Source organism: Nocardioides sp. Arc9.136 (genome assembly GCF_030506255.1).
Classification (GTDB): Bacteria; Actinomycetota; Actinomycetes; order Propionibacteriales; family Nocardioidaceae; genus Nocardioides.
Window position 1 is genome coordinate 3,281,513 of sequence record NZ_CP113431.1, and the last position, 21,055, is coordinate 3,302,567.

The 21,055-nt window shown below is 74.0% G+C and carries 24 protein-coding genes; 3 read left to right on the forward strand and 21 right to left on the reverse strand.

Annotated features, from left to right (window positions below):
* Positions 1-32 precede the first annotated feature (32 nt).
* Complete coding sequence (locus OSR43_RS15895; protein ID WP_302267618.1) at positions 33-746, reverse strand: ferritin-like fold-containing protein; 714 nt, start codon at positions 744-746, stop codon at positions 33-35.
* 220 nt (positions 747-966) lie between these two features.
* On the opposite strand from OSR43_RS15895, the gene OSR43_RS15900 reads away from it, so the two are divergent.
* On the forward strand, positions 967-2,466 hold the full coding sequence (locus tag OSR43_RS15900; RefSeq protein ID WP_302267619.1) for a DEAD/DEAH box helicase: 1,500 nt from the start codon (positions 967-969) through the stop codon (positions 2,464-2,466).
* 101 nt (positions 2,467-2,567) lie between these two features.
* On the opposite strand, the gene OSR43_RS15905 is transcribed toward OSR43_RS15900, so the two are convergent.
* From OSR43_RS15905 to OSR43_RS15930, 6 genes are all read right to left on the reverse strand, one after another.
* A complete protein-coding gene (locus OSR43_RS15905) occupies positions 2,568-3,284 on the reverse strand; it encodes a class I SAM-dependent methyltransferase (RefSeq protein ID WP_302267620.1) in 717 nt (238 codons plus the stop codon).
* Positions 3,281-4,084, reverse strand: coding sequence for an ABC transporter ATP-binding protein (locus tag OSR43_RS15910; RefSeq protein ID WP_302267622.1), 804 nt, complete (start codon positions 4,082-4,084; stop codon positions 3,281-3,283). Before OSR43_RS15910 ends, OSR43_RS15905 begins: the two co-directional genes overlap by 4 nt.
* Entirely contained in the window at positions 4,081-5,082 is a 1,002-nt protein-coding gene (locus OSR43_RS15915; RefSeq protein ID WP_302267623.1) for an ABC transporter substrate-binding protein, read from the reverse strand. The genes OSR43_RS15910 and OSR43_RS15915 overlap by 4 nt, the downstream gene beginning before the upstream one ends.
* Positions 5,083-5,092: 10 nt before the next feature.
* Positions 5,093-6,175, reverse strand: coding sequence for an iron ABC transporter permease (locus OSR43_RS15920; protein WP_302267624.1), 1,083 nt, complete (start codon positions 6,173-6,175; stop codon positions 5,093-5,095).
* A gap of 200 nt (positions 6,176-6,375) precedes the next feature.
* Entirely contained in the window at positions 6,376-7,062 is a 687-nt protein-coding gene (locus OSR43_RS15925; protein ID WP_302267625.1) for a L,D-transpeptidase, read from the reverse strand.
* 1 nt (position 7,063) lies between these two features.
* Complete coding sequence (locus OSR43_RS15930) at positions 7,064-7,843, reverse strand: ParA family protein (protein ID WP_302267627.1); 780 nt, start codon at positions 7,841-7,843, stop codon at positions 7,064-7,066.
* Positions 7,844-7,920: 77 nt separating this feature from the next.
* Here OSR43_RS15930 and OSR43_RS15935 point away from each other — a divergent pair, with 77 nt between their 5' ends.
* Positions 7,921-8,679 carry an SDR family NAD(P)-dependent oxidoreductase gene (locus tag OSR43_RS15935; RefSeq protein WP_367891500.1) on the forward strand — a complete coding sequence of 253 codons (759 nt, stop codon included), beginning with the start codon at positions 7,921-7,923 and terminating at the stop codon, positions 8,677-8,679.
* Between the two features lie 16 nt (positions 8,680-8,695).
* Here OSR43_RS15935 and OSR43_RS15940 read toward each other — a convergent pair whose 3' ends face one another.
* From OSR43_RS15940 to OSR43_RS15960, 5 genes are read right to left on the reverse strand one after another with little or no spacing between them, the layout of a single operon-like run.
* Positions 8,696-9,583, reverse strand: coding sequence for a PHP domain-containing protein (locus OSR43_RS15940; protein ID WP_302267629.1), 888 nt, complete (start codon positions 9,581-9,583; stop codon positions 8,696-8,698).
* A gap of 26 nt (positions 9,584-9,609) precedes the next feature.
* Complete coding sequence (locus OSR43_RS15945) at positions 9,610-9,795, reverse strand: hypothetical protein (protein ID WP_302267630.1); 186 nt, start codon at positions 9,793-9,795, stop codon at positions 9,610-9,612.
* Positions 9,796-9,812: 17 nt separating this feature from the next.
* The gene (locus OSR43_RS15950) at positions 9,813-10,454 is read right to left on the reverse strand and encodes a DUF6758 family protein (RefSeq protein WP_364868868.1); all 642 of its coding nucleotides are present in this window, start codon (positions 10,452-10,454) and stop codon (positions 9,813-9,815) included.
* Between the two features lie 40 nt (positions 10,455-10,494).
* The gene (locus OSR43_RS15955; protein ID WP_302267632.1) at positions 10,495-11,052 is read right to left on the reverse strand and encodes a histidine phosphatase family protein; all 558 of its coding nucleotides are present in this window, start codon (positions 11,050-11,052) and stop codon (positions 10,495-10,497) included.
* 30 nt (positions 11,053-11,082) lie between these two features.
* On the reverse strand, positions 11,083-11,406 hold the full coding sequence (locus OSR43_RS15960) for a potassium channel family protein (protein WP_302267633.1): 324 nt from the start codon (positions 11,404-11,406) through the stop codon (positions 11,083-11,085).
* Between the two features lie 162 nt (positions 11,407-11,568).
* Between OSR43_RS15960 and OSR43_RS15965 the strand changes: the two genes are divergently transcribed.
* Complete coding sequence (locus OSR43_RS15965) at positions 11,569-12,768, forward strand: MFS transporter (RefSeq protein WP_302267634.1); 1,200 nt, start codon at positions 11,569-11,571, stop codon at positions 12,766-12,768.
* On the opposite strand, the gene OSR43_RS15970 is transcribed toward OSR43_RS15965, so the two are convergent.
* The 9 genes from OSR43_RS15970 to OSR43_RS16010 all read right to left on the reverse strand — a co-directional run bounded on the left by OSR43_RS15970 (position 12,728) and on the right by OSR43_RS16010 (position 21,045).
* Complete coding sequence (locus OSR43_RS15970) at positions 12,728-14,203, reverse strand: peptide MFS transporter (protein WP_302267635.1); 1,476 nt, start codon at positions 14,201-14,203, stop codon at positions 12,728-12,730. The two genes, OSR43_RS15965 and OSR43_RS15970, sit on opposite strands and share 41 nt — an antisense overlap.
* A 92-nt stretch (positions 14,204-14,295) precedes the next feature.
* Positions 14,296-14,832, reverse strand: coding sequence for a MaoC family dehydratase (locus OSR43_RS15975; RefSeq protein ID WP_302267636.1), 537 nt, complete (start codon positions 14,830-14,832; stop codon positions 14,296-14,298).
* Between the two features lie 99 nt (positions 14,833-14,931).
* Complete coding sequence (locus tag OSR43_RS15980; RefSeq protein ID WP_302267638.1) at positions 14,932-15,111, reverse strand: DUF5302 domain-containing protein; 180 nt, start codon at positions 15,109-15,111, stop codon at positions 14,932-14,934.
* A 259-nt stretch (positions 15,112-15,370) separates the two neighbouring features.
* Positions 15,371-15,517 carry a DUF1059 domain-containing protein gene (locus OSR43_RS15985; RefSeq protein WP_302267639.1) on the reverse strand — a complete coding sequence of 49 codons (147 nt, stop codon included), beginning with the start codon at positions 15,515-15,517 and terminating at the stop codon, positions 15,371-15,373.
* A complete protein-coding gene (locus tag OSR43_RS15990) occupies positions 15,514-16,542 on the reverse strand; it encodes a hypothetical protein (protein WP_302267640.1) in 1,029 nt (342 codons plus the stop codon). Before OSR43_RS15990 ends, OSR43_RS15985 begins: the two co-directional genes overlap by 4 nt.
* A 59-nt stretch (positions 16,543-16,601) precedes the next feature.
* Positions 16,602-17,801: an acyl-CoA dehydrogenase family protein gene (locus OSR43_RS15995; protein ID WP_302267641.1), complete on the reverse strand. Its 1,200-nt coding sequence runs from the start codon at positions 17,799-17,801 to the stop codon at positions 16,602-16,604.
* Between the two features lie 107 nt (positions 17,802-17,908).
* A complete protein-coding gene (locus OSR43_RS16000) occupies positions 17,909-18,136 on the reverse strand; it encodes a hypothetical protein (RefSeq protein ID WP_302267642.1) in 228 nt (75 codons plus the stop codon).
* A gap of 24 nt (positions 18,137-18,160) precedes the next feature.
* Complete coding sequence (locus OSR43_RS16005) at positions 18,161-19,468, reverse strand: DUF6752 domain-containing protein (protein WP_302267643.1); 1,308 nt, start codon at positions 19,466-19,468, stop codon at positions 18,161-18,163.
* Positions 19,465-21,045: a class I SAM-dependent methyltransferase gene (locus tag OSR43_RS16010; RefSeq protein WP_302267644.1), complete on the reverse strand. Its 1,581-nt coding sequence runs from the start codon at positions 21,043-21,045 to the stop codon at positions 19,465-19,467. Before OSR43_RS16010 ends, OSR43_RS16005 begins: the two co-directional genes overlap by 4 nt.
* Positions 21,046-21,055: the final 10 nt, after the last annotated feature.

Below are 21,055 nucleotides of genomic sequence, written 5' to 3' on the forward strand. Positions count from 1 at the left end.
CCGGGCACTCCCCGAACAGGAGCCGGTCAGGGTCAGTGCGCGAGGCCGAGCTCGGCCATCCGGTCGGCGTGCCGCTCGGTGATCCGGGCGAACATCCGGCCGATGGCAGCGAGGTCCAGACCGGGCCGGTCGACGCCGCCGGCCAGCAGCGCGGAGAGCGCGTCCCGCTCGGCGGCGACCCGCTGGGCCTGGGTGAGCGCCTCCCCCATCAGCCGGCGGCCCCACAGGGCCAGCCGCCCGCCGAGCCGGTGGTCCGCGGCGATCGCGGCGCGGACCCGCTCGACGACGAACGCCGAGTGGCCGGCGTCCTCGAGCGAGGACACGACCAGGTCGCGGGTGGTGGCGTCGAGGTAGGCCGCGATCTCGCGGTAGAAGTCGTTGGCGAGCCCGTCGCCGACGTACGCCTTGACCAGGCTCTCGTACCAGTCGGCGGGCGCCGTGTGCTCGTGGAAGCGGTCGATCGCGGAGCGGAACGGCGCCATCGCGGCGAACGGGTCCGAGCCGAGCTCGGTGATCCGGGCGTGGATGCCGGCGACCTTGCCGAACTCCGCGCTGGCCATCCCGGCGATGGCGACCTTGTCCTCCAGCGAGGGGGCCAGCCCGGCGTCCTCGGCGAGCCGCTCGAAGGCGGAGATCTCGCCGTAGGCGATCGCACCGAGGAGGTCGACGACGGCCTCGCGGTACTCCGGGTCCTGCAGCGCCAGCGGCGCGTCGTCCTCCACCGGTCCGTCCGTCGATGCCGTCACGTGCGCACCCTACCGATAAGGTGAAGGAGTACGAGGCTGCCTCCGGCGCTCGTCCCGCTCGGTCGAGCGCCCCGCCGGCGGCCCGCAGTATGTGCGCGGCTGACCTCCTGACAGCGTCCCCGGACCTCCGTGAGACCGCCGCACTCGAACCTTCTTCGGTCGAACCGGCTGAACTCACGAAAGCGACAAGACTCTGACCACCACCTTCCGAGAGCTCGGGGTGCTTCCCGAGATCTGCGACGCGCTCGAGCGCGCCGGCATCACCACCCCGTTCGCCATCCAGGAGATGACCCTCTCCGTCGCCCTGATGGGCACCGACCTGATCGGGCAGGCCCGCACCGGCACCGGCAAGACCCTCGCCTTCGGCATCCCGGTGCTGCAGCGCAGCGTCGCGCCGAGCGACCCGGCGTACGCCGACCTGCCGCAGGGCAAGCCCCAGGCGCTCATCGTCGCCCCGACCCGCGAGCTGGCCCTCCAGGTCTCCAACGACCTCCACCTGGCCAGCAAGGACGTCGGCCTCCGTGTGCTGACGGTGTACGGCGGCGTCGGGTACGACACCCAGCTCGACGCGCTCGAGGAGGGCGTCGACATCGTCGTCGGCACCCCGGGCCGGCTCATCGACCTGGCCAACCGCAAGGCGCTGGACCTCTCCCACGTGCACGCGCTCGTGCTCGACGAGGCCGACGAGATGCTGGACCTGGGCTTCCTGCCCGACGTCGAGCGGATCCTCAAGCTGACCCCCGAGACCCGGCAGACGATGCTGTTCTCGGCGACGATGCCCTCGGCGATCGTCGCGCTGGCCCGCATGCACATGCGCCACCCGATGAACATCCGCGCCGAGTCGTCCTACGACACCACGATGGTCCCGGCGACCGCGCAGTTCATCTACCAGGCCCACGACCTCGACAAGCCCGAGATCATCGGCCGGATCCTGCAGGCCGAGGACGCCGAGAAGATCATCGTCTTCACCCGCACCAAGCGGCAGTCGCAGCGCGTCGCCGACGACCTGGCCGAGCGCGGCTTCAGCGCCAGCCCGCTGCACGGCGACATGGCCCAGGTGGCCCGCGAGAAGGCGCTCGCGAAGTTCCGCGAGGACAAGATCCGCGTCCTGGTCGCCACCGACGTCGCCGCCCGCGGCATCGACGTCCGCGGTGTCTCGCACGTCATCAACTACACCTGCCCCGAGGACGACAAGACCTACGTCCACCGCATCGGCCGCACTGGCCGCGCGGGCGCGACGGGCACCGCGATCACCTTCGTCGACTGGGCGGACCTGCACCGCTGGAAGATGATCAACAAGACCCTCGACCTGCCCTTCGACGAGCCGGTCGAGACCTACTCCACCTCCGAGCACCTCTTCACCGACCAGGGCATCGCCCCGGGCACCAAGGGCCGCATCGTCGACCCCAAGCCGGTCGAGAAGAAGGAGCGCTCCGACCGCCCCGAGCGCGGCGGTCGCGGGGGCGAGCGCGGGGGCGAGCGCGGCGGCGAGCGTCCCTCGCGGAACCGCAACCGCAGCCGGACGCGCACCCGCAGCGGCGAGACCGTCGCCGAGGGCGCCGAGACCACCGCACCGGCCGCTGCCCCCGCGAGCGGCGAGGGTGACGCGGCACCGAGCCGCAACCGTCGCCGCCGCCGCCGTGGCGGCTCGGGCGGCGGGTCCGGCCAGGGTGCGGGCGAGGGCCAGCCGGCCACCGCCGGCAGCGGCGCCGAGGACTGACCTCCGCTCCCCGGCGCCAGCCGCAGGACCAGCACGACGCAGGGCCGCCCGATCCGAGATCGGGCGGCCCTGCGTCGTACCCGGCGCCTCGGGGCGGGGGCTCAGCCGGCGACCCGGCCGGTGACCAGGTGCTGCGGGCGCACCTCGTGGCCCGGCGCGACGCCGTGGGCCCGGTCGAGGTCGAGCACGGCGGTGAGCGGGGTGACGGTGACGTCGAGGAGCCCGGCGGCGCGCAGCACGTCGGCTGTGGCGTCGATGCTGCGCGCCTCGGCCAGCGGGAGGGCGGCGACCACGTCGTCGTCGTACGCCGCGGTGAAGGCCTCTCCCCCGGTCGCGACGCCCTCGGGGAACCACGTGCTGTCCACGACCGCCACGACGCCGCCCGGCCGCAGCAGCGCGGCCCAGCGCCGCACGGCGGCCACGGGCTCGCGGAGCGTCCACATCACGTAGCGGCCGGTGACGGCGTCGACGGAGCCGGCCGGCAGGTCGGGGTCGACGGCGTCCCCGCGCAGGAACCGCGGCGGCTGCGCGACGCCCAGGGAGGCGGCGTGCTCCCGGGCCCGCTCGAGCATCCCCTCCGCCAGGTCGATCCCGGTCACGCGGTGGCCGAGCGCGGCGAGCAGGCAGGCGACGTGGCCGCTGCCGGTGCCGACGTCGAGCACGTCGGCGGGCGCCAGGGGCAGGGCCGCCGTCCACACGTCGGCCCACGCGGCCCGGTCGAGCTCGCGGCGGTCCGGCCGCTGCTGGTGGTCGTCGTACGCCGGCGCGCGACGCGTCCAGTAGGCGTCGATGCGGTCCTGGACGGACGGGACGGTCATGCGGGCTCCTCGGTCAGGTGGGTGAACGGTTCGAACAGCAGGTGCAGCCGGTCCTCGAGCCGGACCGGGCGGACGCCGATGCCGTAGACCGGCTCGAGCAGGGCCGGGTCGAGGACCTCCTCGGCGGGGCCGGCCGCGACGACGCCGCCGCCGTGGGGGCCGCCGCCCAGCAGGACCAGGTCGTCGCAGTACCGGGCGGCGAGGTTGAGGTCGTGCAGGACGACCACGGCGCAGGCCTCGGAGCGGTGGGCCAGGTGGGCGACGAGGCGCAGGACCTCGTGCTGGTAGCGGATGTCGAGGTGGTTGGTGGGCTCGTCGAGCAGCAGGTGCGTGGCCTCCTGCGCGAGCGCGCGGGCGATCAGGACCCGCTGCCGCTCGCCGCCGGAGAGTCCCGCGAAGGACCGTCCGGCCAGGTGCGTCGCGCCCACCCGTTCCAGGCACGCCGCCGCGACGGCGTGGTCGCGCGCCCCGGTGCGCTGGAAGGTGCCCAGACGCGGGCTGCGGCCGAGCAGGACCATCTCCGCGACCGTCAGGGTGGACTCCCCCGCTCCCTCCTGGACGACGACGGCGAGCCGGCGCGCGGCCTCGCGGGGCCCGAGTCCGACGAGGTCGTCGCCGTCGACGCTGACCCGCCCGCTCCGGCCGCGCAGGGCGCCGTGCAGCAGCCGGAGCAGGGTGGTCTTGCCGCTGCCGTTGGGGCCGATCAGGCCCAGGACGCGGCCGGGCTCGGTGCGCAGGTGCACCCCGGCGACGACCGGCGTGGCGCCGTACGACCAGGACACGTCCTCGGCGGTGATCACCGCTCGAGCTCCGCGAGCCGGTCGACGAGGCGCTCGAGACCGGTGACCGACAACGGGGTCGGCGGCTCGGTGAAGTTGAACAGCTGGGTGACGATCCTGCCCTCCCGGACGGCGGTGAGCCGCTCGGCGCCGGGCAGGTCGGTCAGTGCGCGCTCCACCTCGGCGGGGTCGCCGTCGCCGTGGAGCAGGACCAGGACCTCCGGGTCGCGACCGAGCAGCTCCTCCAGCGTCACCTCGAAGACCCGCTCGTCGACGTCGTCGAAGACGTTGACCAGGCCCGCCGCCTCCACCTGCGGCTGGGCCATGCTGCGGGTGCCGTAGGCGTACGTCGTGCCGCCGCCGACCGTGGGGTAGAGCACCGCGGCGCGCAGACCCGAGCCCTCGCCGACGCGCTCCTCGACGGCCTCGACGCGGTCGCGCAGCGAGGCGACCGCGCGGTCGGCCTCCTCGGTGCGGCCGAAGACCCGGCCGTAGGTGCGCATCTGGTCCTCGACGTCGTCGAAGCCCGGGTCGGCCAGCCCCTCGTCGCAGAGCCCGGGCTCCTCGACCAGCGGGATGCCGACCGCCTCGAGCGAGGCGCGCGAGAGGTTGTCGACCTCGCCGAGCACCAGGTCGGGCTCCTGGCCGATCACGGTCTCCCGCGAGATCTGGAGGTGGCCGCTGGTGTCGGTGCGGTCGGTGAGCAGCGGGATCCCGTCGAGCTCGGCGAGGGTCTCCTCGTCGTAGTAGCCGGGCGGGTACTGCCCGGCGCGGGCGGTCACGCGGTCGAGCACGCCGAGGTCGTGGAGGAACGGCACCGAGGCGCTCTTGAGCAGGACGACCCGCTCGGGCTGCTCGGTGAACGTCACCTCCGCGCCGCAGTTCTCGACCGTGACCGGGTAGGCACCCGCCGCGGCGTCGCCGGCGGCGGCCGGGGTGGCACCTTCGCCGGGGCCGGCACCGCAGGCGGTGAGCAGCAGGACCGGCAGGGCGGCGGGCAGGAGCAGCAGTCGCTTCACGAGGGACTCCTCAGGCGGTGGTGGCGTGGAGGCGGCGGACCAGCAGGAGCAGGAAGGGGGCGCCGACGAGGGAGGTGATGATCCCGATCGGGATCTCCTGCGGCTGGAGCAGCACGCGGGCGACCACGTCGGCCCACACGAGCAGGACCGCGCCCATCAGCGCGGCGACGGGCACGACGCGCACGTGGCGGCCGCCGACGACCCGGCGGGCCAGGTGCGGGACCACGAGGCCGACGAACCCGATGCTGCCGGCGGCCGAGACGAGCACGCCGACGCACAGCGCGACCACGAGGAGCAGCACCGTGCGGAACCGGTCCGGGGACGTCCCGAGGGCGTGGGCCGTCTCGTCGCCCAGCGCGAGGACGTCGAGGCGCCGCCCCCACGTGGCCAGGAGCGCGACCGTCGCGAGCACCACGACCGCCACGACGGCCAGCGGTGCGTCCCACTGCGCGAGCCCGAGCGAGCCGAGCAGCCAGAACATCACCGAGCGGGCGCCCTCGGCGGAGCCGGAGGCGAAGATCAGGAAGCTCGTCGTGGCGTAGAGCGCGTAGCCCACCGCGACGCCGGCGAGCAGCAGCCGCACGGAGGTGACCCGGCCCGCGGACCGCGCGACGAGGAAGACCAGCGCCGAGGCGGCCAGCGCCCCGAGGAACGCGCTGACCGGGAGCGCGTGCTGGCCGAGGCCGGACCCCACGCCGAAGAGGATCGCTGCGGCGGCGCCGCTGGAGGCACCGGAGTTGACGCCGAGCAGGTAGGGGTCGGCCAGGACGTTGCGGACCATCGCCTGCAGGGCGACCCCGCACACCGCGAGGCCCGCACCGACCAGCAGCCCGAGGACGACCCTCGGCAGCCGGACCTGCCAGACGATGGCGTCCTGCGGCAGGCTCCAGGTCACCTCGCCGGGCACGCCCAGCAGGTGGTGCCCCAGCACGCGGGCGACGGTCCCCGGCGGCACGCCCACCGCCCCGGCGCCGACCCCGGCCACGACGGTGACGACGAGCAGCGCGGCGAGGCCGGCCAGCCAGGCCGACGAGCGACGGGCCTGGGTGCGCTCCGCCGCGGCGAGCCCGGCCGGGGCCACCTGCGTGCTCACCGGTCGGCCTTGTTGCACATCACTCGCAACAACGTATCGGTTGCAGGTGGTGGGTGGCGCACGGGGGCGTCAGGGTCCCCGGTGCACCGGGGACTCCCTCGGTTCCCGGGGCAGATCTGCCCCGGAAAGCGAGGGACTGCCCCGGGAAGCACGCGCCCCGGGCGCCCATCGCCGGCCGCCGCGGCGCTCGCGGGTCTGCGTCAGGCGGTGACGACGACGGTGGTGCCGAGCGGGGCGAAGTCCCACAGGGCGATCGCGTCGGCCCGCTTCTGGCGGATGCAGCCGTGCGACTGCGGGGTGCCGAGCTCCTCGACGGTCTGCACCTTCTCGCCCTCGTCGACCGGGATGTCGTGGAAGCCGATCGCGGCCCGCTCGCCCTGGGTGAAGCGGACGAAGTACTTCATCGTGCCGGAGTCGTCGATGCCGTAGGCCTGCTCGGAGCGGGAGTACACCGCGTACGTGCCCGGGTCGAGGTTGTCCTCGACGCTGCCGGAGACGAGGTAGGTGCGCACGACCTTCGCGCGGCCCTCGACGAGCCACACCCGCTGGCGCCCCTCGCTGAAGACGACCCGCTTGCCGCGGCCGGTGCCGGTCGGCAGCGTCGTGTCCTCGCGCGGGTCGACCGCGACGTCCTCGGCGGAGCTGCTGCTGGTCGCCTGCCCGAGCGGGTCGTCGGCCTCGGTGGAGGGGCTGGGGGCGGAGGGGCTGGGGGCGGAGGCGGCCGGGTCGACCGCGACGAGCGTCCCGGAGCCGGCGTCGGCCGGGGTCGCACCGGGCAGCACGCCGGTGCCGCCCAGGACCGCGACGACCGTGACGACCACCGAGGCGGCCAGCATCCCGATCCGGCCGTACCTCGGCCGGACCTCCGTGGCGCGGTGGCTGCCCACGTCAGGCCTGCCCGCGCGGGCGGGCCGCTCGCCGCACCAGGTTGGCGGCGACCTCGCGGTAGGCCTGCGCGCCCTTGCTGGTGCGGCTGGTGGCGAGGATCGAGCGCCCGGCGGCGGGCGCCTCGGCGAACTTGATCGTCTTGGGGATCGGCGGCTCGACCACGTCGAGGGAGTAGGTCCCGGCGATCGTCTCGAGCACCGTGCGCGAGTGGGTGGTGCGCCCGTCGTACAGCGTCGGCAGCACGCCCCACACCTCGAGCCGCTTGTTGGTGAACCGGCGGACGTCGTGGACGGTGTCGAGCAGCTGGCCCACCCCGCGGTGGGAGAGGGTCTCGCACTGCAGCGGCACGAGCACGCCGTCCGCGGCGGTGAGCGCGGCGACGGTCAGCACCCCCAGCGACGGCGGGCAGTCCAGCAGCACCCAGTCGTAGGTGTCCCCGAGCTCCTCGACGACACCCTTCACCACGTGCTCGCGGCCGGTGCGGGTGAGCAGGTCGGCCTCCGCCCGGGCCAGCTCGATGGTCGCCGGCAGCAGGTCGACGCCGTCCTCGGTCGCGATGATCACCTCGGTGGCGTCGACGCCCCGGGTCAGCACGTGGTGCACCGAGGTCTCGACGTCCTCGGGGTCGATGCCGAGGGAGAAGGTCAGGCACGCCTGCGGGTCGAGGTCGACGAGGAGGACCGAGTGGCCCAGCTCGGCGAGCGCGGCACCGAGCGAGGCGACGGTCGTCGTCTTGGCGACGCCGCCCTTCTGGTTGGCGATCGCGAGCGTGGTGGTCATCGCCGTTCATCATGCCCGAGACCCGGCCCGCGATCCTGGCGACACCGCTGTTGCGCCCGGCTGTTTCACTGGTGCCCGTGCCCACCGCCCTCGTCACCGGCGCGACCGCCGGCATCGGCCACTCCTTCGCCCAGCAGCTCGCCGCCCGGGGTGACGACCTCGTGCTCGTCGCCCGCGACACCGCCCGGCTCGAGGCCGTCGCAGCCGAGCTGACCGCCGCCCACGGCGTGGGCGTCGAGGTCCTGGCCGCCGACCTGGCCGACCGGGACGGCATGGCGCTGGTCGAGGCCCGGCTCGCCGACCGCGACCGCCCGGTCGACCTGCTGGTCAACAACGCCGGCTTCGGCCTCAAGGAGCGGTTCCTCGACAACCCCGTCGACCTCGAGACGGCGATGCTCGACGTGCTCGTGACGGCGGTCCTGCGGCTCACCCACGCCGCGCTCGGACCGATGACCGAGCGGGGCAGCGGCGGCGTCATCAACGTCTCCAGCGTCGCCTCCTACCTCCCGCGCGGGACGTACTCGGCGGCCAAGGCGTGGGTCAACAGCTTCAGCGAGTGGGCGGCCGACGAGTACCGCCCGCAGGGCGTGCGGGTCACCGCGCTGCTGCCCGGCTTCACCCGCACCGAGTTCCACGAGCGGATGGACGTCAGCCGGTCCTCGGCGCCCTCGTTCCTCTGGCTCGACGCCGACGAGCTGGTCCGCACCGCCCTGGCCGACCACGAGGCGGGCAAGGTCTTCTCGATCCCGAGCGCGCGCTACAAGGCCATCGCCACGCTCGCGCGCGTGGTCCCCAGCCCGGTGCTGCAGCGCTTCCAGTCGCTCGGGCGGAAGTAGCACCCGCCGGCGGCGCTCAGGGACGGACGACGCCGGGCGGCGTGCGGCCCGCCGCCCGGGCGGTCACCGCAGCGGCAGCCGCCTCGGCGAGGAGCCGGTCGTACTGCTCCGGCGCGGTGGTGTTGCACCCGAGCTCGTGGTCGATCTTGCCGGTGCCGTGGTGGTCGCTGGACCCGGTGACGACGAGGTCGAGGTTCCGGGCGATCGCGCGCAGCTTGTCGCGGCTCGAGGGCGTGTGGTCCTCGTGGTCGACCTCGATGCCACTCAGCCCCGCCGCCTGCAGCTCGGCCAGCTCCGGCTCGCCGGGCCACTCGCGCTGGGAGCGGCCCCACGGGTGGGCCACGACGGTGACGCCGCCGGCCTCGGTGACGAGCCGGATGGTCTCGGCGAGCGGGGCGGCGTACCGGTCGACGTACGCCGGCCGCCCGGCCCCCAGGTAGCGGTCGAACGCCTCGGTCCGGTCCCGCACCGCGCCGACGGCGACGAGCGCGTCGGCGACGTGGGGCCGGCCGGTCGCGGCGGTGCCGTCGGCGGCCCTGGCCACGTCGGCGTCGGAGACCTCGATCCCGAGCGCGTGCAGGCGCTCGAGCATGTCGGGCACGCGCGCCTGGCGGCCCTCCAGCACGCGGCCGAGCTGCTCGACCAGCGGCGGGTACGTCGGGTCGGGCAGGTAGGCCAGCAGGTGCACGCCGCGGCCCCGGTGGCGCGTGCTCACCTCCATCCCGCGGACCAGCTCGATGCCGACCTCGGTGGCGGCGCGCTCGGCCTGGGCCCAGCCGTCGGCGGTGTCGTGGTCGGTGATCGCGAGCGCGTCCAGCCCGGCGGCCGCGGCCGCGCGGACGAGGTCACCCGGGCGCTGCGTGCCGTCGCTGGCCCGCGAGTGGGTGTGGAGGTCGATGCGCACGGGGCCCAGCCTAGGCACGGGCGCCGTCAGGGCCGCGGGGCGTCCGCACCGCCGGCGTTGGTAGGGCAGTCGGGGTTCGTGCACACCCGCTCGTCGACGGTGCTGTCGTTGTCGCCGTGCACGGTCGCGTCGGCGGGGTCCTCGGTGGCCTCGTGCGCGCGCAGGCGCACCTCGGAGCCGCACACGTCGCAGGGTCGGTTGTCCTGGTACACGTCCGGCAGGTACCCACTCACCAGGACGGGCGCGGCCCTCCGAAGGCCATCTCGACCAGCGGCGGTCCCACGTCGGAGACGTCGCGCAGGATCCAGTCGTCGCGCAGCAGCAGGATCGCCGAGGCCGGCCGCAGCACGATCCACAGCCACCGGCCCCGCGCCTCCCCGGCGACCACGGAGCGGTCCCACTCCCCCGTCGCGGCGCTCGTGGACACCGGCCACAGCCCGACGGCCTGGTTGTCCAGGCGCACCTTGACCGAGGGCGGGCCCTCGCCGATCTCCGCGCCCGGGTCGAGGTAGGTCGTCCCGGCGCACCGGGCGCCGAGCCCGGTGCCGGCCTCCTCGGTGACCACCAGCACGTCCACCGGCCCGTCGAGCTCGCTGGTGCCCGAGCAGCAGGTCATCGTCGCGCGCACCCGGTCGGGGGCGCTGCCGACGACCCCGAAGTCGGTGACCGACCAGCCGGGACTCATCGGCCACGGGAGGTACGTCGGGAAGCCACTCGCCGCCAGCAGGTGCGCCGCGAACCCGTCGTACGACGCCTCGCCCGGCCGCCACAGCGGCTCGATCGGCCCGTGGTCGGGGCAGGACCACGCGCCGTCGGGTCCCACCGGGCCCACGGGGGTCGGGCAGCGGGGGCAGCCTGCCGTCAACGCCATGGGTCCAGATACGCCGATCAGCCGGGGCTCGTCAAGCGGCTCAGGCGTTCCACCGCTCCACGACCGGCGTCTCCCGCTCCCACCCGAGCGCCGAGACCGTCGCCGTGCCCAGCTTCAGGTGGCGCCCGTCGGTGACCGGCAGCCCCAGCCAGCGCGCGGCGAGCGCGCGCAGGCAGTGCCCGTGGGCGAAGACCAGGGTGCGCCCCTCGACCGCGCGTGCCCGCTCGACGACCCGGTCGAGCCGCTCGGTGACCTGCGCGGCGCTCTCGCCGCCGGGAGAGTCGTGGGTCCAGACCGTCCAGTCCGGCACGGTCTCCCGGATCTCCTCGGTGGTGACGCCCTCGTACTCGCCGTAGGCCCACTCCACGAGGTCCTCGTCGACCTCGGCGTCAGGGAACCCAGCGAGCTCGGCGGTACGCCGCGCCCGGCGGCGCGGGCTGGTGCGCACGACCTCGAAGTCGGCCGGGTCGAGCCGGTCGCGCAGCGTGCGCGCCACCTCCTCGCCCTCGGGAAGGAGGGGGAGGTCGGTCACCGAGGTGTGCCGGGAGTCCCGGCTCCACTCTGTCTGCCCGTGCCGGACCAGCCACAGCTCACTCATGCTCGGCCATGTTGCCGATCGGCGCGTGCTTCACTCACGAGGAGTCGTTCGAGCCGCGACGTGGACAGGACGATCGGGATCGGCAGGGTCCGGCACACCCGCCGGCCGCAGCAGGTCGACCAGCTCGGTGACCTGGTGCCGCAGCCCCGCGATCTCCGCCCGCAGCGCCTGCGTCTCGTCCCGCACCCCGACCTCCTGGGCCGCGTCCTCCCGTGCCACCGCGTGCACGAGCCAGCTCGCCAGGGTCGCGGTCACGCTGCCCAGGAGCGCCACGCCCGCGATCATCAGCCCGAGCCCTACGAGTCGCCCACCAGTGGTGACCGGCACCTCGTCCCCGTACCCGACCGTCGTCATCGTGGTGAACCGGCAGCGAGCCCCGGGTCGAGGATCGGCCACGCGTAGCCAGCGAGGAAGACGATCGCCAGCACGGCGAGCGGGAGCTCGGCCCTTCGTTCCCACCGGGTCATGTCAGCAGTCTCCCAGCGGGCTCCCGCGGACAGTGCGAGAGTCGGTCCCGTGCCACCGACCCGGGCCCGCGCCGCGACCGCGGCCGCCTTCGCGACGCAGGGGCTGGTCTTCATCAGCCTCACGACGCGGCTGCCCGACATCGCCGACCGCTGGGACCTCTCGGAGGTGGCGATCTCGGGGCTGCTGCTCCTGCTCGTCGTCCTGGCCGGCGTCGGCTCGGTCCTGGCCGAGCGGGTGGCCGCACGCCACGACAGCGCGGTGCTGCTGCGCGTCGGGCTGCTGGCCATGGCGGTCGCCCTGCCCGTCCTGGTCCTGGCGGGGTCGCTCGGCGTGCTCGTCGTCGGGATCGCCGGCTACGGGCTCGCGCTGGGGCTGGTCGACGCCGCGACGAACATGCAGGGGGTCGCCGTGGAGCAGCGGTACGGCCGGCCGCTGCTCCCCTCGCTGCACGGCTGCTGGACCCTCGGCGGCCTTCTCGGGGCGGCCACCACCCTGGCGACGGCCGGGCTCCCGCTTGGGGCGACCGCGGCGCTGGCCGTGGTGCCGGTGCTGGTGGCGGCGGCGCCGTACCTCGCCCGCACGCAGGGCCCCGCCGGCCCCGGCCCGGCTCCCGAGGCCGTGGCCGTCCCCTGGCGCCCGATCGTCATGGTCGGCGTCGCGATGGTGGTCTTCTACATGGTCGACAGCGCCTCGGCGGCGTGGGGCCCGCTCTACCTCGAGGACGTCGTCGCGGCTCCCGAGCGGCTGGTCGCGCTGGCGACGTTCCCCTACCTGCTGGCGAGCCTGGTCGTGCGGCTCGCCGGCGACCGGCTGGTGGCGGCGTACGGCGCCGTGCGGGTGCTGCGGGTGGGGGCCGTGGTCGCGTCGGTCGCGCTCGGCGTGGTCGTGCTGGCGCCGACCTGGCAGGTCGCGGTCGCCGGCTTCACGCTGCTCGGCGCCGGCGTGGCGGTCATCGCGCCGCTGAGCTTCTCCGCGGCCGCCCGCATCGCCGGCGGCGAACAGGCTCGCGTGGACGCGGTCGTCGCCCGGTTCAACCAGTTCAACTACCTCGGTGCGCTGCTCGGGTCGGTGCTGACCGGCCTCGCCGGTGCCGGGTCGCTGCGCGTCGGGTTCGCGGTGCCCATGGTGCTCGTGCTGGCGCTCGTGCCGCTGGCCCGGACCTTCGCCGCCGCGTCGGGGCTGACTGGTTCGTCGGGGGCGTCCGGGGTCAGTGCACCCCGGCCATCAGCCTCCGGATCGGCTTCGTAGCGACCAGCAGCAGGCCGCCGACCACGATCGCGACGAGGCCGATGACGAGGAAGTAGCCGCCCTCGTCCTCGGGGTCGTAGTACTCCCCCAGCCGCCCGGCCATCGTCGTGCCGAGGGAGACCGAGAGGAAGTACAGCGCGACCATCTGGGTGCGGAACTGGCGTGGCGCGAGCTTCGTCGACAGCGACAGCCCGACCGGGGAGATCAGCAGCTCGGCGACGGTGAAGACCAGCAGGATCCCTGCCAGCGCGAGCAGCGGCACGGAGCCCGCCCCCTGCGGTGTGAGCAGGAAGAGCAGGAACGCCACGCCCATCGTGACGGTGCCGAGGCCGAACTTGACCGGGGTCGAGGGCTGGCGGGGACCCAGCCGCGTCCACAGCGCCGCGAACCCACCGGCCAGCGCGATGATGAAGACCGGGTTGATCGACTGCACCCAGGAGACCGGCATCTCCCAGCCGAACAGGTCCCGGTCCAAGCGCTCGTCGGAGTAGATCGTGACGACGGTGAACTGCTGCTGGTAGAGCGACCAGAAGACCGCGTTGACGACGAAGAGCGGCACGAAGGACCACACCCGGCTGCGCTCGGTCGCGTCGACGCTGCTGCTGGTGAGGATCACGGCGAAGTACGCCACGGCCGCCAGCAGGGTCACCGCGGCGACCCAGTCGTCGAGGTTGTCGACCGTCACCAGCCCGGTGAGCGCGAGGACGGCGGCGACGACGACCACACCGGCCGCCGCCGCGGCGTACCGCACCACGAGCGGGCGGGGCAGCGGGTTCGGGACCACGGCGGTCTCGGGAGGCAGCCGGCGCCGGCCCACGGCGTACTGCGCCAGGCCGGCGGCCATGCCGACCGCGGCCAGCCCGAACCCCCAGTGGAAGCCGGCCTCCTCCTGGAGCAGGCCGGTGAGCAGCGGCCCGACCAGCGCGCCGATGTTGATGCCCATGTAGAACAGCGAGAACCCGGCGTCGCGGCGCTCGTCGCCCTCGGCGTAGAGCGCCCCGACCAGGCTGGTCGCGGTGGCCTTGACGCCGCCGCTGCCCAGGGCGATGAGCACGCACCCGATCCCGACGCCGGCGAAGCCCGGCACGAGCGCCAGCGCGACGTGGCCGAGCATCACGACGACCGCGGAGCCGAACAGCGTCCGCTCGGGCCCGAGCACCCGGTCGGCGAGCCAGGCGCCGAGGATCGTGGAGAGGTAGACCGAGCCGCCGTACGCACCGACGATGCCGGTCGCGGTGCCCCGGTCCATGCCGAGGCCGCCGTCGGTGGCGGAGTAGTACAGGTAGATCAGCAGGATCCCCTGCATGCCGTAGAAGCTGAACCGCTCCCACAGCTCCACGCCGAAGAGGTTGGCCAGCGGGCGCGGCTGGCCGAGGAACCCCCGGTCCTCGACCCGTGCGGTCGTGTCCGGCTCGGGGGAAGCGGGAGAAGTCACGGCGGGTCCGGTGCCCCGGACCCGCCGTGGTCAGTCCTGAGCCCTAGGTCACGGGCACCAGGTCACGAGCACCCGGTCGCCCGGTCACCCGGTCACTCGGTGGCGTCGGGGCCGGGCCAGTTCTTGTCCGGCTGCGGGACGGGCCGGCCGGGCTGCTCGCCGCCGCGCGCTTCGAGGTAGCTGTCCTTGGGCACCATCACCTTGCGGCGGAAGATGCACACCACCTTGCCGTCCTGGTTGTAGCCGACGGTCTCGACGTGGACGACGCCGCGGTCGTCCTTCGACGTCGACTCCCACTTGTCCAGCACCCGCGTCTCGCCGTACAGCGTGTCGCCGTGGAAGGTCGGCGCGACGTGGCGCAGCGACTCGATCTCCAGGTTGGCGATCGCCTTGCCGGAGATGTCGGGGACCGACATGCCGAGGAGGATCGAGTAGACGTAGTTGCCGACCACGACGTTCTTGCCGAACTGAGTCGTCTCCTCGGCGTAGTTGCTGTCGAGGTGGAGCGGGTGGTGGTTCATCGTCAGCAGGCAGAACATGTGGTCGTCGAACTCGGTGACCGTCTTGCCGGGCCAGTGCTTGTACGTCGCACCGACCTCGAACTCCTCATAGCTGCGACCGAACTGCACGGGGGCTCCTTGAACGACTCGGGGACGGGACCCGGACATCCTGCCCGGGCGCCGTCCCCTCCGTCACTGCTGGTCCGCGTGGGTTACCTCACGGTAGGTTCACGAACCGCCGCCGCCGGCCTTGCGCCGGTGCATCCTCGGTGCGGAGCCCACCACCTCGGGCCCGTTGGCCTTCGACTTCGCCGGGCGGTCCTTCGGCACCCCGCGGTCGTTGGCCTGCTTGTGCTCCAGCGCCTCCTTCATCCGCGCCTTGAGGTCGTCGTTGCCGTTCGCCGTCATGGATCCTCCGAGGGTCGCGTTGGACCCCCACCGTGACACTCGCCGGCTCCGGTGTCGAACGGATTCGGCCCCGGCTCGGCCCGGGGCGTCGGAGTCCCCGGTCCACCGGTGACTCCCCCGCTTACCGGGGCAGATCTGCCCCGGGAAGCGGGGGACTGCCCCGGGAAGGTGGGCACCGGTCGCCAGGCGGGGGTTTCGACGACGCTCGCTGGCGCTCGCTGCTCAACCAGCAACGCTCGCTGGTCGACCAGCAGGCGACCTACGTCGCCATGAACAGGATCATCTCCCGCTCGTACTCCCGGCCGGGGTGCTGCGCGGCGAGGTGGGCCTGCGCCTTCTCGACCAGCTCGTCCTCGTCGGTGCCCTTGACGACCTCGCCGCAGGGGCAGGTGAGTCGTGTCTTCATGTCCGCAACCTAGCCGCCGCGGAGCCCGCGCGTCGCTGGTCCGCACGCTGGACGGTGAGCCCGGCGAGGACGTCGACCGCGGCCGCGAGCCGCTCCTCGGCCGGCACGGCGTCGGGGTCGACGCCGGGGACGGCGACCGGCGCGAGCTCGTCGAGGTCACCGACCACCCGGGCGCCGGTCGCGGCGACCCGGTCGACGACCTCGGCGGAGCGCGCGACCAGCCACGGCGGCGGGGTGAACCCGATCGCCCCTCCGCCGCGCCCGGCCATCACCCGCTTGGCCAGGCCGAACTTCACGAGCGTGTGGTAGTCGTCCGCCGACAGCTCGGCGGCCTCCAGCCGGCGGTTCAGCTCGAGCAGCACGAGGGCCGAGGCGGCGTCGAGGGAGGTGTTCGCCGGCTCGACCTCGACCGCGCCGGCGACGTCGATCCCGGCAGCCACGCCGAACCGGTCCCAGAGCAGCCCCGCGGCCGCCCCCGGGGGCGGCACGGTCACTACGGCGGTCCGCTGCGGCCCCACCGCCTCGGCCCAGTTGCGCACGATCCGGCCCATCCCCTGCTGCCGCCAGAACGACCGCGCGGGCTTGCGCTTGCCGTCCAGCCCCGCGACGTACGTCGCCCAGTCGGTCGTGCCGCCGTTCTGCAGGCTCTCCTGCCACATGGCCGGCACCCCGCGGCCGAGGTCGCGCAGCGTCAGCACGACCTCGACGGGGACCTCGCCGAAGGACCCGACGACCTCGGCGACCCGCTCCGGCGGCGCGGGGCCGAGGAACTCCATGCTGACCACCACGACGCCGTCGTACGCCGCCGCCTCGGCGACCAGCGCGGCCCACCGGCCGCGGGCCGCGGGCCCGGCCTGCTTGCGGCCCAGCACGTCGGAGACCGCCAGCACCTGGTCGCGCCAGGTCCCGCCGGGGAAGAGCACGCCCCGCTCGAGCAGGAGCGCGCGGTTGGCGCCGAGCCGCTGCTGGAGGTAGGAGGTGCCGGACTTCATCAGCCCCACGTGCAGGACCACCCGGCTCGCCACGTCCCGAAGGCTATCCGTGGCGGACCGGGTGGTCCGAGGTGGTGCGGGTCCGAGCAGGGTCAGGCCTTGAGCTTGTAGTCCTTGAGCAGGGAGCGGCCGATGATCATCTTCTGGATGTCGGAGGTGCCCTCGCCGATCAGCATGAACGCGGCCTCGCGGTAGAGGCGCTCGATCTCGTACTCCTTGGAGTAGCCGTAGCCGCCGTGGATGCGGAAGGAGTCCTGCACGACCTCGTTGCAGTACTCCGCGGCGAGCATCTTGGCCATGCCGGCCTCGACGTCCATCCGCTTGCCGGAGTCCTTGAGCCGCGCGGCCTTCACCATCATCGCGTGCGAGGCCTCGACCTTGGTCGCCATCTCCGCGAGCCGGAACAGGATCGCCTGGTGGTCGGCGATCTGCTTGCCGAACGTCTCCCGCTGCTGGGCGTAGGCGATGGCCAGCTCGAAGGCGCGCAGCGCGATGCCGCACGCACGGGCCGCGACGTTCACGCGGCCGACCTCGACGCCGTCCATCATCTGGTAGAAGCCCTGGCCGGTCTCCCCGCCCAGGACCTGCTCGGCACCGACCTGGTGGCCCTCGAAGACCGCCTCGGTGGTGTCGACGCCCTTGTAGCCCATCTTGTCGATCTTGCCGGGGATGGTCAGGCCCGGCGCGGTCTCGCCGAAGCCGGGCTCCTTCTCCACCAGGAAGGTCGTCATGTTCTTGTAGACCGAGTCCGCGCCCTCGTCGGTCTTGACCAGCACCGCGATCAGGTTCGAGGTGCCACCGTTGGTCAGCCACATCTTCTGGCCGTCGATGGTGTAGCCGCCGGCGTCGTTCTTGACCGCCTTGGTCTTGATCGCCGAGACGTCCGAGCCCAGGCCCGGCTCCGACATCGAGAACGACCCCCGGATCTCGCCGGTGGCCATCTTCGGCAGGTACTTCTGCTTCTGCTCCTCGGTCCCGTGCCTCATCAGCATGTAGGCCACGATGAAGTGGGTGTTGATGACGCCCGAGACGCTCATCCAGCCGCGCGCGATCTCCTCCACGCACAGCGCGTAGGTCAGCAGCGACTCACCCAGCCCGTCGTACTCCTCAGGGATCATCAGCCCGAAGATGCCGAGCTCCTTGAGCCCGTCGACGATCTCTTGGGGGTACTCATCGGCGTGCTCCAGCTCGGTCGCGACCGGCAGGATCTTCTCGTCGACGAACGTGCGGACCGCCTTGATGATCTCGGTCTGCTCCTCGGTGAGACCCTCGGTCTCGCACAGGCGGCCCATGGACTGCTCCTCGTGTGGTGGGGACGGTACGGCGGGGATGTGTCGGCGAGGTTACCGCCCGGTAGGGAGGCGCGGTATGCCCCGGCTCACACCGGCTCACACCGGCGTCACCGCCCGCTCTGCTCCGCCGCCAGACGGGCGCGGTGCTCCAGCGGCCCGACGAGGGCCTGCTCGAGCTCGGCGACGATCACGGCCAGCGGGACCTCGAGGGCGGCGTTCTCGGCGACGGCCTCGGCGAGCTCCTCGACCTTCTGCTCCAGCGCCAGCACCTCCTCGACGCCCGTGCCGGCGGCCACCCGGCCGAGCACGTCGGAGCGGCGCGGCAGCCCCCTCACAGCGACTCCCTCACAGCGACTCCCTCACAGCGACCGGGTCCGGTAGGCGTTGAGCGCCTTGGCGGTCACCCGGCCGTCGCTCGAGCGCGGCGGGAGCAGCAGCTCGGTGACCACGTCGGACAGCTCGGCGACGCGCAGCTGGAGCTCGCGGCTGCGCGCGACCTCCTGCTCGAGCTCCGCGATCCGGGCGCGGAGGTCCTCGGCACGGCTCTCGACCCGCGGCGCGGTGATCCGGCGCACGACGCCCTTCCCGAGCGCCACGACCTTGGACTCGTCGGGGTCCCGGGCGAGCGTGGTGCGGGCCGCGTCGCGCTCCCGGGTGCGCTCCCGCACGAGGACGAGCAGCCGGACGATCGTCTCGACCGCGGTCTCGAGCAGCTCGCCGTCGCTGGCCTCCCCGGGCGTCCGCGCCTCGGGGCGGGTGGCGCGCAGGTCCTCGAGGTCGCCGCGCACGTCGTACCCGGCCTCGGCGATCGCCCCGACGGCCGCGTCGGCACGCTGGGTGGCGTCGGCGTACTGCGCGTCGGTCAGGCCGATCGGCTCGCGCCCCAGCTGGGCGAGGATGCCGTGCGCGAGGGTGTCGCGCAGCCACACCGCCTGCTCGCGGTTGCCGGTGATCGGCTCGCGGACCCGCTCGTTGACGCGGCGCAGCAGCTCGGCGGCGACCAGCCCCATCGACTCGTTCGCGCGCTCGACGTCGAGCCGCAGCCCGGCCGGGTCGATCGCGCAGGCGGCGGCGAAGCGGCGCCACAGCTCGTGCTCGTCGCCGGGGGTCGTCGGGACGGTCACCACGTGCACACGCTCGGGCGGCAGCTCGGCGCCCCAGCGGGCGGCGACGCCGGCGGGGTCCATCGTGCGCCAGCCCCACTCGGCGCGGACGCCGGCGGACTCCGGGCGCGGCCGCCACTTCTCCAGCGGGGTCGTGAGCGCGAACTTCAGGCGCTCCTGCCACGCCGACGGCACCGCGCGGCCGAGGTCGCGGGCGGTGATCACCACGTGCACCTCGATGCCGTCGAGGTCGCGCAGCACCCGGGCCACCTGGTCGGCCGAGGCCCCGGCGAACAGCTCGTAGGACAGGATTGCCACCGGTCCCCGCCAGCCGCGGACCTGGGCGACCAGGCGGTCCCAGGCGGTCGACGCGCGGGCGGGCAGCGAGTCGAGCCGCGGGTCCTCGCGCACCACCATCGCGGCGTGGATGCGGTCGAGGTGGGTGTCCCCGACCACGAGGATCCCGGCGTCGGCCAGGGGTCCCCGGTTGGCCTCCAGGATCCGCTGCAGGTACGTCGTGCCGGACTTCGGCGCTCCGACGTGCAGGTAGACGCGCTCGGTCACTGGTCCTCCCTGGTGGGCCACTCGACGATCATCCTCCAGCGTGCCGGTGCTCCCCCGGCGACCGCGGCCGCGGCGTCGAGGAACCCCTCGCGGTGCACGACCCGGCCGCCGGTGCGCACGGCCCGCCCCTCGAGCACGCGCGGGTCGACCGGACGCAGCCGGCCGCCGCCGCGCTCGGCGCGCTGCTCGGCGGCGTCGGCGCGGGAGAGCGCCTGGCCCTCGAGGTACGCCGTGCCGCCGTCGCGCATCGTCATCGACGCGAAGCGCCAGAAGTTCTCCAGGCCGTCGGGCTCGAGGGCCTCGAGCAGGTCGCGGGCGTAGAGCGCCTGGCGGGAGCGTCGCCGGGCGACCAGCGCGCCGCGGGTGAGCACGTCGCGCAGGTCGTAGAGGTTGAGGTGGTCGAACTCCGCCGGCAGCTCCTCGCGGCGCGCGCGGCGGGCCGGGGCCCGCAGGCTCTGGCGGGCGTAGTCGAGGGCCAGCACGGACAGGCCGCGCTCGGCCAGGCGCAGGGCGTCCTCGCCGGTGCCGGCGCCGAGCTCGACGACGCGCAGGTCCGGCTCCTGCGCCAGGCGGTCCACGAGGTGGTCGGCGACCCAGTCGGCGGTGGCCGAGGGCCCGTGCAGGTCGTCCTGGACCAGGTCGGAGAGGTAGCGCTCCCAGTCCCGGCGCTGCCGCATGAGGGAGGAGAACCACCCGTCGAAGCGCTCGGTGACCTCCGGCCCCGGCTCGTGGCGGAAGGAGGGGTCCGGGACGCGCCAGCCCTCGCCGTACGACACGGCGAGCATGGCGTCGGGGTCGGCCGGCGCCGGCAGCATCCGGCCCTCGAAGGACAGCTCGGTGAGCGGGAGGATCGCCTCGCGCGGCACCCGCTGGCGCACGGTGGCGGTCTCGTGGAGCAGGTCGCCGACGTAGAAGCAGGTGTAGACGTCGATGCTCGACATGCCGCCGTCGGGCGAGGTGAAGAGCACGGTGATGAACGCCGCGGACTTGTGCAGCACCCGCAGGTCGTGGCGGCGCAGCGCGCGGGCGATGTCCCACAGCTCGACCGCCATCTCCGCGGGCGTGGTCTTCTCCGAGAGGTAGGCGAGGTCGACGTCCGAGTCGTGCCCGATGACCGCACCCTCGCGGGCGGCGCCGAGCAGCGTGCCGAACGCGATCCAGCCGCGGACGCCGCACTCGGCCTCCATGACGTCGAGGATCCGCTCGGTCATGTCGACCATCTGCTCGATGACGCGGGTGTCGCGCCCCGAGAAGGGGCGCTGCAGCAGCCCCCACTTGTCGATCATGACCGGGATGCCGTCCTTGTCGACGAAGCGCACCCGGCCCTCGCCGCTGCCGAACGACACGTCCCCGGCGTACACCTCGGTGTCCCCGGAGACGACCCGCACGTGGGAGACGCCGTCGAGCCAGCGTGTCATCCGCTTGGGCCACGGCACGAGGGAGGAGCCCGCCTCGGCGGTGAACGACCAGGCGTGGTGGCCGTCGAAGAGCACGTCCCCGGACCCGGCGAACCCGTCGGGCAGGTGCACCCCGGCGTCGTCGACGCGCGGGCGCGCGTCCGTGCCGTCGTCCACCACGAGGGGTGAG